General features: G+C 33.6%; 10 protein-coding genes and 2 tRNA genes. 8 read left to right on the forward strand and 4 right to left on the reverse strand.

Annotated features, from left to right (window positions below; translation table 11 throughout):
* Window positions 1-74 precede the first annotated feature (74 nt).
* Window positions 75-452 (reverse strand): hypothetical protein, encoded by a 378-nt coding sequence (locus tag Q9Q97_RS07430; RefSeq protein ID WP_306155925.1) that lies wholly within the window; start codon window positions 450-452, stop codon window positions 75-77.
* Between the two features lie 68 nt (window positions 453-520).
* Window positions 521-3,358 carry a DNA polymerase I gene (polA, locus tag Q9Q97_RS07435; RefSeq protein WP_306155926.1) on the reverse strand — a complete coding sequence of 946 codons (2,838 nt, stop codon included), beginning with the start codon at window positions 3,356-3,358 and terminating at the stop codon, window positions 521-523.
* A 469-nt stretch (window positions 3,359-3,827) separates the two neighbouring features.
* Here polA and Q9Q97_RS07440 point away from each other — a divergent pair, with 469 nt between their 5' ends.
* From Q9Q97_RS07440 to Q9Q97_RS07465, 6 genes are all read left to right on the forward strand, one after another.
* A complete protein-coding gene (locus Q9Q97_RS07440) occupies window positions 3,828-4,040 on the forward strand; it encodes a hypothetical protein (protein ID WP_306155927.1) in 213 nt (70 codons plus the stop codon).
* Window positions 4,041-4,226: 186 nt separating this feature from the next.
* On the forward strand, window positions 4,227-4,901 hold the full coding sequence (locus Q9Q97_RS07445; protein WP_306155928.1) for a response regulator transcription factor: 675 nt from the start codon (window positions 4,227-4,229) through the stop codon (window positions 4,899-4,901).
* 10 nt (window positions 4,902-4,911) lie between these two features.
* Complete coding sequence (locus Q9Q97_RS07450) at window positions 4,912-6,240, forward strand: cell wall metabolism sensor histidine kinase WalK (RefSeq protein WP_306155929.1); 1,329 nt, start codon at window positions 4,912-4,914, stop codon at window positions 6,238-6,240.
* Window positions 6,241-6,346: 106 nt separating this feature from the next.
* On the forward strand, window positions 6,347-6,532 hold the full coding sequence (locus Q9Q97_RS07455) for a hypothetical protein (protein ID WP_306155930.1): 186 nt from the start codon (window positions 6,347-6,349) through the stop codon (window positions 6,530-6,532).
* Window positions 6,533-6,690: 158 nt separating this feature from the next.
* Window positions 6,691-7,926, forward strand: a complete 1,236-nt coding sequence (locus Q9Q97_RS07460) for a metallophosphoesterase (RefSeq protein WP_306155931.1) — start codon at window positions 6,691-6,693, stop codon at window positions 7,924-7,926.
* Window positions 7,927-7,999: 73 nt separating this feature from the next.
* Window positions 8,000-8,302 (forward strand): co-chaperone YbbN, encoded by a 303-nt coding sequence (locus Q9Q97_RS07465; protein ID WP_059117840.1) that lies wholly within the window; start codon window positions 8,000-8,002, stop codon window positions 8,300-8,302.
* Window positions 8,303-8,326: 24 nt separating this feature from the next.
* Here the strand turns inward: Q9Q97_RS07465 and Q9Q97_RS07470 are convergent, their stop codons facing one another.
* Together Q9Q97_RS07470 and Q9Q97_RS07475 are read right to left on the reverse strand one after the other, a co-directional pair.
* Window positions 8,327-8,968 (reverse strand): polysaccharide deacetylase family protein, encoded by a 642-nt coding sequence (locus tag Q9Q97_RS07470; protein ID WP_306155932.1) that lies wholly within the window; start codon window positions 8,966-8,968, stop codon window positions 8,327-8,329.
* A gap of 100 nt (window positions 8,969-9,068) precedes the next feature.
* A complete protein-coding gene (locus Q9Q97_RS07475; RefSeq protein ID WP_306155933.1) occupies window positions 9,069-12,350 on the reverse strand; it encodes a DUF2723 domain-containing protein in 3,282 nt (1,093 codons plus the stop codon).
* Between the two features lie 246 nt (window positions 12,351-12,596).
* Here Q9Q97_RS07475 and Q9Q97_RS07480 point away from each other — a divergent pair.
* Both Q9Q97_RS07480 and Q9Q97_RS07485 read left to right on the forward strand, forming a co-directional pair.
* Window positions 12,597-12,667, forward strand: a tRNA-Gln gene (locus tag Q9Q97_RS07480).
* Window positions 12,668-12,776: 109 nt separating this feature from the next.
* Window positions 12,777-12,846, forward strand: a tRNA-Gln gene (locus Q9Q97_RS07485).

Consider the following 12,846-nt stretch of genomic DNA (forward strand, 5'->3'; position numbering starts at 1 on the left):
GAAATTCTTATAGCTTGAAATGATTTTGTTTTTATTGAATAAAAAAGCCATTCGAATAGAATGGCTTTATATGTTTAGATAGAAAGTAAATATGCAAACGCAATTATGAAAAATAATAGTATTCTAAACTTCTTTTGCTGTTGAGCTTTTGTTAGATACCCTTCTTTTTCTAAATTCCATGAAAATATAATTTCAATAAGTGTTCCTCCAAGATTAAATAGAAAGTCAAAAATGCTATAGCTTTCTTTAGCCTTTTTTAAAACTTCAAGATTTTCCTTCTTCTTTTCTATATATTTAGCTTGATGTATTAATTTAAAATCAACTTTTCTAAGATGAAGTTCGTTTGTTGCCAATTTGTAAGCTCTCGGATTCCATTTTTTTGGAGCGCCGGCTATCGCTAACAACTCTTTTGTTGTTCGTGTTTTAATCGGCGGCCTAAAATCGTCGGTCATTTACTTTTTTTATTTGAAAAAAATCTAAAATCTAAAATCTAAAATCAACAATCTGAAATCTAAAATTGTTAGTGCGCTTCTAGCCAGTCTTTACCCAATCCAAGTTCAACTTCTAAAGGAACCGACATTTTAAATGCATTTTCCATTTCGTGTTTAATCATTGGCTGGATTTTTTCGAGTTCGTCATTGTGAACATCGAACACAAGCTCATCATGCACCTGAAGCAGCATTCTCGATTTCCAGTTTTCGTCGCGGAGTTTTTTATGAATGTTGATCATCGCTATTTTAATCACATCGGCAGCACTTCCCTGAATTGGTGCGTTTACAGCATTTCGTTCAGCAGCGCTTCTTACAACGGCATTAGCAGAATTAATATCTTTTAAATAACGGCGACGGCCTAAAATAGTTTGTACATAACCATTTTCGCGTGCAAATTCAACCTGCTCATTAATATAAGAACGTAATCTTGGATATGTTTTATAATAAGCATCGATCAAAGCGGCGCTTTCACTTCTAGAAAGTGAAGTTTGATTGCTCAATCCGAAAGCAGAAACACCGTAGATAATTCCGAAGTTTACCGTTTTAGCATTGCTTCTTTGTTCGCGAGAAACCTCTTCTAGCGCCACATCAAAAACTTTTGCGGCCGTGGCTCTGTGAATGTCTTCTCCATTTTGGAAAGCGGCAATCATATTTTCTTCTCCGCTTAAAGCGGCAATAATTCGCAATTCAATCTGAGAGTAATCGGCAGAGATTAATGTATGGTTTTCGTCGCGCGCCACAAAAGCTTTACGAATCTGACGTCCTCTCTGAGTACGAATCGGAATATTCTGCAAGTTCGGATTATTAGAACTTAAACGTCCAGTTGCAGCAACAGCCTGCATATAATCAGTATGAACACGCAAGGTCTTTTTATCAACCTGTTCTGGTAAAGCCAGAATATAAGTGCTTTGCAATTTTACCATTTGACGCCAATCTAAAATATCTTTTACAATTGGGTTGTCATTTGCCAGATAAGTCAAAACTTCTTCACCAGTTGCGTATTGGCCCGTTTTGGTTTTCTTTTGTTTTGCTCCGCCAATTTTAAGTTTGTCAAATAAAATATCTCCTAATTGTTTTGGAGAAGCCAGATTGAAGGTTTCTCCAGCCGTTTCGTAGATTTTTTGTTCCAAAGATTTGATTTCGACATCCATTTCTTTCGACATTTCTTTCAAGAAATCAACATCCAAACGAATACCTTCAGTTTCCATATCAGCCAAAACGCTTACCAATGGAATTTCGATATCATCAAACAACTTTTTAGTTTCGGTCTTGTCTAATTCAGTGGTAAAAATTTCTTTTAATTGTAAAGTAATATCGGCATCTTCGGCAGCATATTCTTTAATATCTTCCAAAGGAACATCACGCATGTTAAGCTGATTTTTTCCTTTTTTACCAATTAAAGTTTCAATAGATTTTGGAGAATATTTTAAATAGGTTTCTGCCAAAATATCCATATTATGACGCATATCTGGGTTAATTAGATAATGCGCGATCATCGTGTCAAAAAGCTTTCCTTTTACAGTAACACCGTAATTAGAAAGGATTTTTAAATCGTATTTTAAGTTTTGTCCAATTTTCTCAATGTTTTCATTTTCAAAAAACGGAACAAATTTATCAACCAAAGCTTTTGCTTCTTCCTGATTTTCCGGAAACGGAACATAAAATGCTTTTCCTTTTTCGTAAGCAAAAGACATTCCAACCAATTCTGCATGCAGCGCATCAATTCCTGTTGTTTCAGTATCAAAACAAACAGAAGGCTGTTTTTGCAGATTTTGCAAAAGCAATTTAATTCCTAAATCACCTTGAACAGTTTGGTATGAATGTTCTGTGTTTTCTAAAGTATTGTAGAAAGAAGTTCTATGAGTGTCTGTATCTTCATCTGTAGTCGCGCTTCCGAAAAGATCAAATTGATCTTCGTTTTTAGCTGATGCTTTTTTGGCTGGTTTAGCATTTGCATCTGGCGCTTCAGTCTGCGTACCACCCGTTTTAAATAAATTATCAAATTGCTCCGCCATTCTTCTAAACTCTAACTCTTGAAAAATAGCATCTGTTTTTTCGATATCTGGGCGAGAAAGTTCGTAGTCTTCTTCATTAAAGGTAACATCACAATCGGTGATAATGGCTGCTAATTTTTTAGAAAGAATACCTTTTTCTTTATTGGCTTCAATGTTCTCTTTCATTTTACCTTTTAACAAATGCGTATTTTCTAAAAGATTTTCCATAGTTCCAAATTCTTTCAGGAACTTTTTAGCCGTAACTTCTCCAACACCTGGCAATCCAGGAATATTATCTACAGCGTCACCCATCATTCCAAGAAAATCAATTACCTGCTCAGGTCTTTCAATTTCAAATTTTGCCAATACTTCTGGAACGCCCCAAATTTCGATTCCGTTACCCATACGGGCAGGTTTGTACATAAAGATATTTTCAGAAACCAACTGTGCAAAATCCTTATCTGGCGTTACCATATAGACTTTGTAGTTTTGTTTTTCTGCTTGTTTGGCAATAGTTCCAATTAAATCATCGGCCTCGCAGCCAGCAAGTTCAATAATCGGAATATGCATCGCTCGTAATAATTCTTGAATGTACGGAACCGCAATTTTAATCGCTTCTGGAGTTTCGTCACGATTGGCTTTATATTCGGTGAACATTTCGGTTCTCGCGTGGCTTCCTTCTTTATCGAAAGCAACGGCCAAATGATCTGGTTTTTCTCTTTTAATAACATCCAAAAGTGAGTTCATAAACCCCATAATTGCAGATGTATCCATTCCTTTTGAGTTGATTCTCGGGTTTTTAATAAAGGCGTAATAACCGCGAAAAATTAATGCGTAAGCATCTAGAAGAAAAAGGCGTTTTTGAGTTGACATATTAAAAATATTAGTCTGTAAAAATAATCAATTGGGTTCTCAAAAGTTAAACTAATCAGATTTTTTTTCCACCATATATGTAGAGAAGCACCGTAATGCTTCTAAATTTAAACCATATAAGCCATATAAGTTTATTTTTTTAGAGATGCACAGTCGTACGTCTAATTTTTAAATCATATAAGTCATGTCATTTTGTAGAGACACACCGCAGTGCGTCTAAATTGTGAAAAGGAATATTTTATTGAACCATATAAGTCATGTAAGGTCATTTTAATTTTTATTACGATGAGATTAAATTATTCCTACTAATCCAAAATAAACTTACATGATTTATATGGTTCAGAAACACAAAGCGTTAACATCAAGTTAAAATATTTTAAACGTAGGATTTCTTCATTTTTCCTTCATCTTGTAAGGGTAATTTTGATCTGTAAAATAAAAGGTTATTAATTCTTAAATCTTAGAAATCATGAGAAATTTATTAATGTTACTAGTGGCAGTTTTAGGAACAAGTGCAATGGTTCACGCATTTCCTGCAAAAGACGGAAAAGAAGCTCCGGCAAAAGAAGTAAAAGCGACCAAAAATCCTAAACACAAAGCTGATAAAAAAACAAAATCAGTAAAAAGTGAAGCGCCAAAAGCAGCAACTGCAAAACCAGAGACTGCAAAAGTGAAAAAATAAGAGTTGCTCTCGTTTTGTTTTCGGAGCATTGTAAGGAAACAAAACAGGAATAATGATTATGAGAATGCGATTGAAGAAAGCTGATGGAGAAATTTATCAGCTTTTTTTATTCGTTAATTTTTTAATAATGTGCGATTAGACTTTTGATAATTGATTAATTTTAGTTGCGCTTAAAAGCCTTTGTTTATGAATGTTTTAATTGTTGAAGATAATAAAGAACTTGCTGTAGAAGTTTTCGATTTTTTATGCAATGCAGGTTATATTTGTAAAATTGCAAATAACTGTGCCGATGCTCTGGAAGAATTCGGAAGCAATGATTATGATGTTATGCTGCTGGATCTTGGTTTGCCTGATGGCGACGGTTTTGAAGTTTTGCAGACCATTCGAAAAACAAAATCAAAAATTGCGGTGATTGTGCTTACTGCCCGCGGAGAATTAGGTGATAGAATTAATGGGCTTCATCTAGGAGCCGATGATTACTTAACGAAACCTTTTGCTTTGACAGAATTGGCGGCGAGAATATTTGCGGTAATTCGCAGGATTCATGGTTTTACTTTAAACAATTTAAGCATTCACGGTTTTTTACTGCAACTTCAGGATTATAAAGTTAGTTTTAATGAAATTCCTTTAAACCTCACCAAAAAAGAATTTGATATTTTTCAATATTTAGTTTTAAATAAAAACCGCGTTATCACAAGATTGCAGCTGACAGAACATATTTGGGGAGATGTTTTGGAGGTAAATTCAGATTCTAATTTTATCGATGTGCATGTTCGTAATCTCCGAAAAAAATTGGACAAACATACTGCTATAGATTGGTTTGAAACGGTTCGAAATGTAGGATATCGTATAAACGAATAAATCGATTCTTGTGAAAATAAAACATCAATTAGTCATTTTTAATGCTTTGACCAGATTGCTGGTCATTTTGATTTTATGGCTGATGCTTCCTATTTTGGTAGAAAATGTCGTATATCGCCATATTAATACCACGCTGCTCGAAAAAAAGAAAAAATTTATTGAACATCTGAATCAAGAGGAAATAAATGATTTTATAGAAAATCCGGACAATTCAACAGGAACTTTTTCTGAGTTTTCAACCCTTCATAGTGAGTTTTTGGTGCTTTCTAGAGTTCCGATAAAACCACGTCAGAAAAAAACAACTTTTAGTAATGAATACCGAAAAATTGAAGGCGAAGAAAACGAATATCGAATTCTAGAGCATCATTTTACTTATGAAGGCGAAGATTATCAGCTTGAAATTGGCAGCAGTTTGAGCGAAGTCAACGATTTAACATTCGTAATCAAACTGTTTATTATTATTGTTTTTGTGGTGATTCTCTTGATTACCTTTTTGGCCGATACTTTTTATATCGAATATCTTTTAAAACCATTTTATAAAATTATCGATACCAAAATCAGGCGTGTCAACGAACCAGATGCATTCGATCACACTCCGATAAAAGCGGTTTCAAGAGATTTCAGAGAGTTAGATTTTGTTTTAAACCAGATGATGGATCGAATTGCTGAAGTTTTTAAAAAAGAAAAACAGTTTATTTCGAATGTTTCACACGAGCTTCTAACGCCAATTGCGCTTCTTAAAAATAAGCTTGAAAACTTATTGCAGAATGAATCTCTGGATGATAATGCAATGGATAAAATTGCAGGTTCTTTAAAGACGCTCGATATGCTGAAAAAAATCATTAATAATTTATTGCTGATTTCAAGAATTGATAACAATCAATACGAAGCGAATGAAGAAATCAACCTTCGTGAAATTGTTTCAGATTTGTATGAAGATCTCCAAGATCGTATTGAGGATAGAGAAATTCAGTTTGAAAATAAAATGCAAAACAGTTTTATTTTTATTGGAAACAAAACCTTAATTCATATCCTGATTTATAATCTGGTGACCAACGCTATAAAATATAACAAGCCGAAGGGAAAGATTATGGTCGAAGATGGTTTTGGAGATAATCGTTATTTTATTTCAGTAAAAGACACTGGAATTGGAATGGACGAAACACAATTGGATAAAGTATTCAGCCGTTTTGCCCGAATCAGTTCAGATCAGGAAGGGCAGGGCTTAGGTCTTGCCATTGCAAAAAGTATTGCTTCTTTTCACCATATAGAAATTACGGTAAAATCGGTATTGAATGAAGGAACTTCTTTTAAATTATGGTTTGAAAAACATAATTAAAAGTTAAACTTTATTGTAAGACTTTTTCTTCATTTTGCCTTAATCTCATGAATGTAATTTTGACTTATAAATAATGAAATAATAGTAATCATAAAATTTAAAAGTCATGAAAAAAGCAGCAATTTTAGCAGTAGCAGTTTTAGGAACATTTGCAATGGTAAACGCGCAAACAACTCCAGCACCAGCAAAAACTAAAGAGGTAAAAACAGAAAAACACGATAAAAAACACAAAAAAGCAAAAGGAGGTAAAAAAGCAGAAGCTGCAAAACCAGAAGCTGCAACAGCAAAATAAATGAGATGTAAATCTCTAATATAAAATAGTTTTAAAGATAGGTAGGTTAAAGCTGAAAGAGTAATCTTTCGGCTTTTTTATTTTTAGAGCGTTAAATTTATTATAATAAAAACCAATAGAATTTTCATTCTTTGTTACTTTGTTTAAAACTATATTAAATGATCCTTCGTTTTGTAATTCTATGCGCTCTTTTATTATTTATTGAGTTCTATTCTTATCAGGCTTTTCGAACATTAATCAAAGCACGCTGGGTTTTGGTTGGTTATCAAATTATAAGTTTACTGGCTTTAATCTTCATTATATATTCATTTTCTCAGGTAGATCGCTCTGTTGGTCAAACCAGACAGTTTATGTTTACTACAGGTTTGATGCTGGTAATATACGTTCCAAAAATTGTACTTACCTTAATAATGTTTGGTGAGGATATTTTTAGAATAGGAGCTAGTATTGTAAATTATTTTGTTTACAATGCGCCACGTAAAGAAATGATGCCAGATCGAAGAAAGTTTGTTAGCCAGATTGCTTTAGGGTTGGCTGCGATTCCGTTTCTTTCCATTATTTACGGAATTTTTGAAGGGAAATATAATTTCAAAGTCATCAAACAAACCGTATTTTTTCCAGATCTTCCAGATGCTTTCGATGGTTTTAAAATCACGCAGATTTCTGATGTTCATAGCGGAAGTTTCGATAATCCAGAAAAGATTAATTATGCAATCGATCTGATTAATGAACAGGAATCTGATTTGATTTTGTTTACTGGAGATATTGTAAATACGCATGCTAAAGAAATGCATCCTTGGCTGGAAACTTTTAATCGTATCAAGAATTACAAATACGGTAAGTTTTCGGTTTTAGGAAATCATGATTATGGTGAATATGTAACATGGCCTTCTGAAAAGGATAAAAATGAAAATTTTCAGGAAATAAAAAGATTATACGACCAGATTGGCTTTAAGCTTTTGCTGAATGAGCATACTTATATTCAAAAAGGTGATGATAAAATCGCTTTAATTGGGGTAGAAAACTGGGGTGTGAATTTTAAGAAAGCTGGCGATCTGAATAAAGCTTCTGAAAATGTGCATCAAGACGATTTTAAAATTTTAATGAGCCATGATCCGAGTCATTGGGAGGCCGAAATTAAAGACCATCCAAAGAATTTTCATCTGACATTTGCAGGCCATACGCATGGTATGCAGTTCGGAATCGAAATTCCAGGATATTTTAAATGGAGTTTGGCGCAGTACATTTACAAACAATGGGCGGGATTGTACGAAAACGTCGGAAGATACGTTTATGTTAACCGTGGGTTTGGTTTTCACGCTTATCCAGGACGAGTTGGAATTATGCCGGAAATAACAGTTATTGAACTAAAAAAAGGCCGTAATGTCGCTTAATTCGTTAAAAATGCTACATTTGTATAATATATATTTCTTTTAAGAGATTTAAAAAACTTAAATTTTTGGTTTTATGTCAAAATTTGGAGAATTAATAAATGCTCAAGTTCCAGTGTTAATTGACTTTTACACAGATTGGAATGAATCTTCGGTATCTATGCATCCTGTTATTAAGGACGTAGCTGCTGCGCTTGGTGATAAGGCCAAAGTAATCAAAATTGATGTAGATAAAAATCAGGAACTAGCTGAAGCACTTCGTATTAAAGGACTTCCAACTTTAATGATTTATAAAGAAGGACAAATGATCTGGAGGCAATCTGGAGAGCTTGATGCCAATACTATAATCGGGATTGTTCAGGAACAATTCAGCGTCTAAATAACTTCTTTTTATTGATGTTATTTAGTGAATAATATCAAACTTATATCCGTTTTCTTTTAAAAAATGCAGTGTTCGAGGCAAGGCAAATCTTAAATTTGGAGAAGCCTTTATACTGTCATGAAAAACAATTACACTTCCTGATTTTACATTTTTTGTCACGTTTTCAAGACATTTTTCAGGAGTAATGCTTTGATCAAAATCAGCACTTAAAACATCCCACATTACAATTTTATAGCCTAAACTTCTAAGAATCTTAGACTGCGCTTTTTTAATTTTCCCGTAAGGAGGGCGGAATAGCAAACAGCGAGGCGCTTTTTCTTGTTCGTCTAAAATTGCCGCGCAGTTTTTTACATTTTCAACATATTCATTTGTGTGGCTTTTCCATCCATTTACATGGTTCATGGTATGGTTTCCAATAGAATGTCCGTCGGTGATTAACTTTTCAAATAAAGCCAAGTTTGCTTTGATATTTTTTCCAATACAGAAAAAAGTAGCTTTGGCATCAAATTTTTTTAATTCAGATAAAACCCAGTCTGTGATTTCTGGAGTTGGGCCATCGTCAAAAGTGAGGTATATTTTCTTTTCGTTGTTAGGAATGTCCCAGCAATATTTAGAAAACACCTTTTTGATAAATGCATTAGTTTTTACCCAATAAAAGCTCATTTTGAATTAAAATTATATTGTACGTATAAAATTAAAAAATGCAGCGCTATTTATCAAACAGTGCTGCATTTTTTTAATCAGTAAGATTTTCGTATATTATTTATTCTTTTTCACGTCCAAAACGCTCAAAAATATTTACATAAGTATTGAATGTAGTTTTGTGCTTATTGTAAAAAGCAGTGTCTTTATTTTCATCCATTACATGCAGCAAACTTCTATAGCGCTCGATATCTGTAATAATATCCATTGCCAAATCGGTCTGATCTGAAGGCGTTAAAGTTTTATAATAATCCAAATTCTCTCTATATTTCTGAACCAGTTTATTTAAAAGATCTTGGGCTTTAGCTTTTTCGCCAACTTTATAATAACCGTCACCAAAACCTTCAACTAACGAATAATATCCAAATTTATCCAAAGGCATTTTAGTCATTGCTAAATTTATTACGTTTTTAGCTTTGTCAATTTTACCTTCAGCAATAAGCTGATTCATTAATCTAGAAAGATTCGTACGGTACGTAATGCTGTTTCTTCTCGTTTCTGGGTCGTGGTAGATTTTTTCGCTTTCGCTGTTACCCCAATCCCATTTCATTACGATATCATACATTTTATCGGCATCAATTTGTCCCATATCTAATGGTCCACCGTCTTTAGAAGGAGCATTTTTTACAGGAACCAGTTTGTAAACCATTCCGTCTAACTGCAGATAATCTTTTAACCATAAATAATCTTCATCATCAAAAGCACCGCCGCTAAAATAAATTGGTCGCTTCCAATTGTTATTAGCCAAGATATCAAGCATCATTAAACGGTTTTTGTATAATGCACTTCCTTTAATATCAATATCTAAATAAGGAACAATAGAATCGTAATATTTAGGATTAACAACTTTGTTTTTGATAATCAGATTCTTGTCTACATTTACTCTAATCTTGTTTGTTGGATAGAAATGGATAGTTTGTCCGTTTTGTAATCCAACAGTAGATTTAGGGTTTTTGATGAAATCGATAAAATCTTTAATATTCCAACGAGTATCAATTTTTTGAATATAAGCCGTATAATCCAAGTTATCACCCACATACTGGCTGTGATTGAAAGAAATTGGCAACGGATTAGATTCATAAGACTTCGCTTTCATTTGATCGATGTACCAGTCTGTCATAAACAAACTCGTATTTACAATCTTCACATCGGTTCTAAAATGCTCAATTTCCTGCGCGTACCAAAGAGGGAAGGTGTCATTATCTCCAATGGTGAATAAAATAGCATCTTTATCACAAGAACTTAAATACGCTTTTGCCATTGCAACTGCTGTATATTTTCCAGATCTGTCGTGATCATCCCAGTTTTGAGCCGCCATTAAAACAGGCGCTGCCAATAAACTTCCCGCAATAAGTACTGGTCCAGCAATTTTAGGAGCGAGATATTTCTGAAGACTTTCGTAAAGTGAATAAACACCAAATCCGATCCAGATGGCAAAGACGTAGAAGGAACCTACAAGCGCGTAGTCTCTTTCACGAGGTTCAAAAGGTCTTTCGTTCAAATATATTTTTAATGCAATTCCTGTGAATAAAAACAAAGCTAAAAGAACATAAAAACTCTTTAAATCTTTGTTAGCATGGTACATTATACCGATTAACCCTAGAATAAACGGAATAAAATAATAAGCATTACGCCCTTTGTTGTTTAAAACATCAGAAGGTAAGTTGTCTTGAGAACCTAAATGAACAGAATCTAAAGGTTTGATACCACTAATCCAGTTTCCGTCCAGATTGTCATATTTGCCTTGAATGTCATTCTGGCGTCCAACAAAGTTCCACATTAAATATCTCCAATACATGTATCCGAATTGATATTCAAACATAAAACTGAAGTTGTCTCCTGTAGAAGGTTTTTCGATAAGAAGATATTCACCATAGCTTCTTAAGAATTTTACGTAACCTTCGTTATCAATCTGTTTTTGAGCATAAGCTCTTCTGAATTCAGAAACAGTTTTTTCAACTTCATTGCGCAATTGAGCTGTAGCTTTGTTATATTCATCTTCAGTCAATTGGCTTGCGTCGATTCCGTATTTTGCCAAATCTTCCTCATAATTGTAATTAGGATTAATTCGGAACTTCGGAGGATTGGTAAAGTTGATATAGTTTTGAATGTGAGCTGTTTCCGTGCTCCACATTCTAGGCAGAATCGCTTTCTGGTTGTCATCAGAATTTTGTTCTGCATTTTTATAATTATTGGTAATAATGTATTTACCAGTTTTATAATCTCTTTCGTAGTTAGGCTTTTTGTCTAAATAAGGCGTTTTAGCATCAAGACCAGCAAAAAGTTCTGTGTATTGAGGTCCGTAAAACAACGGATTTACACCATATTGTTCACGATTATAATAAGCCAAAACCTCAGTTGCATCTGATGGTTTGTTTTCGTTAATAACTGTATTCGCGTTTGCACGAACAGGAAGCATTAACCAAGTTGAGAAACCAATCAGGATAAATAAAATACACAATATGATAGTGTTGTAGAATATTAAACCTTTTTGCTTCGTGTATTTTAAGCCGAAATAGAAAAACGCAATAAATAATAAAGCTACAAAGATAGTTCCTGAATTAAATGGAAGTCCCATGCTGTTAACCATGAAGATTTCGGTTTTTCCGAAAAATGCCATAGTAAGAGGAAGAAGTAATTTAAAAATGAACAATAAAATTCCAATAACTACAATGTTAGCAATAATGAAATTTTTGATTGTAACTTTTTCGTAGTGTTTGAAATAGTATAAAAATCCGATCGATGGAATAGTTAAAAGAGCCATAAAGTGAACTCCAAACGAAAGACCAATAACCAAAGAAATAATTAGTAACCATTTGTTTCCTTTTGGTTGGTCCATGTCTTGCTCCCAACGCAAACCAAGCCAGAAAAGCAAAGCAATTAATAAAGAAGCCATTGCATAAACTTCTGCCTCTACTGCGTTGAACCAAAAACTATCCGAAAAAGTATAAGCCAAAGCCCCTACAAATGAGCTTCCTAAAATAACAATTGAATTGTTTTGATCAATTTCTGTAAAACGACCTACAATCTTTTTCAAAATCATAGACGACGACCAGAACATAAATAATATGGTAAATGCACTAGAAAAAACAGACATCATGTTAACCATCAGAGCTACATGCTGAGCATCTATTGCAAACATGGCAAAAAATGCACCCATCATCTGAAAAAGCGGAGCTCCAGGTGGGTGACCTACTTCAAGTTTGGCTGCGGTAGCAATATATTCTCCGCAATCCCAAAAGCTCATTGTAGGTTCAACAGTTAATGTGTAAGTTATTAAAGCGATTGCAAATGCAAACCAACCAATAATTGTATTCCATTTATTGAAATTGAATTGTGCCATATTTAGGTATTAAAAATTTGAATGTTTTTCTATCCTACAAAGAAAATGTTTTTTTACTTAAAGAAACGACCATTAACATAAAATTCTACAAAACTATCTTTTAAAACTAATATGTTGTCTATGAGGAGTTTTTAATGCTGAAGCTGATTTTAACGTGAAAAAAATCAAAAAAAAACATTTTTTTTGCTCAAAAAGTTTGCACAAACTAAATAAAGACTTAAATTTGCACTCGCTTAACAGCACTGCTGGTCTATGGTGTAATGGTAACACTACGGTTTTTGGTGCCGTCTTTCTAGGTTCGAGTCCTAGTAGACCAACAGAAAAGCCTCTCAGAAATGAGAGGCTTTTTTTATTTGAAAAAAGTTTACTTTAAAATTTGCATAAATTAAATAAAGTTTTAATTTTGCACCCGCTTAACCGCACTGCTGGTCTATGGTGTAATGGTAACACTACGGTTTTTGGTGCCGTCTTTCTAGGTTCGAGTCCTAGTAGACCA

This window comes from Flavobacterium sp. DG2-3 (genome assembly GCF_030730925.1).
Classification (GTDB): domain Bacteria; phylum Bacteroidota; class Bacteroidia; order Flavobacteriales; family Flavobacteriaceae; genus Flavobacterium.

Excerpts from the sequence above, each read along its gene's own strand:
- Q9Q97_RS07445 (WP_306155928.1), top strand. The coding sequence starts at position 4,227 with ATGAATGTTTTAATTGTTGAAGATAATAAAGAACTTGCTGTAGAAGTT.
- Q9Q97_RS07470 (WP_306155932.1), bottom strand. The coding sequence starts at position 8,968 with ATGAGCTTTTATTGGGTAAAAACTAATGCATTTATCAAAAAGGTGTTT.
- Q9Q97_RS07455 (WP_306155930.1), top strand. The coding sequence starts at position 6,347 with ATGAAAAAAGCAGCAATTTTAGCAGTAGCAGTTTTAGGAACATTTGCA.
- Q9Q97_RS07430 (WP_306155925.1), bottom strand. The coding sequence starts at position 452 with ATGACCGACGATTTTAGGCCGCCGATTAAAACACGAACAACAAAAGAG.
- Q9Q97_RS07460 (WP_306155931.1), top strand. The coding sequence starts at position 6,691 with ATGATCCTTCGTTTTGTAATTCTATGCGCTCTTTTATTATTTATTGAG.
- polA (WP_306155926.1), bottom strand. The coding sequence starts at position 3,358 with ATGTCAACTCAAAAACGCCTTTTTCTTCTAGATGCTTACGCATTAATT.
- Q9Q97_RS07475 (WP_306155933.1), bottom strand. The coding sequence starts at position 12,350 with ATGGCACAATTCAATTTCAATAAATGGAATACAATTATTGGTTGGTTT.
- Q9Q97_RS07465 (WP_059117840.1), top strand. The coding sequence starts at position 8,000 with ATGTCAAAATTTGGAGAATTAATAAATGCTCAAGTTCCAGTGTTAATT.
- Q9Q97_RS07440 (WP_306155927.1), top strand. The coding sequence starts at position 3,828 with ATGAGAAATTTATTAATGTTACTAGTGGCAGTTTTAGGAACAAGTGCA.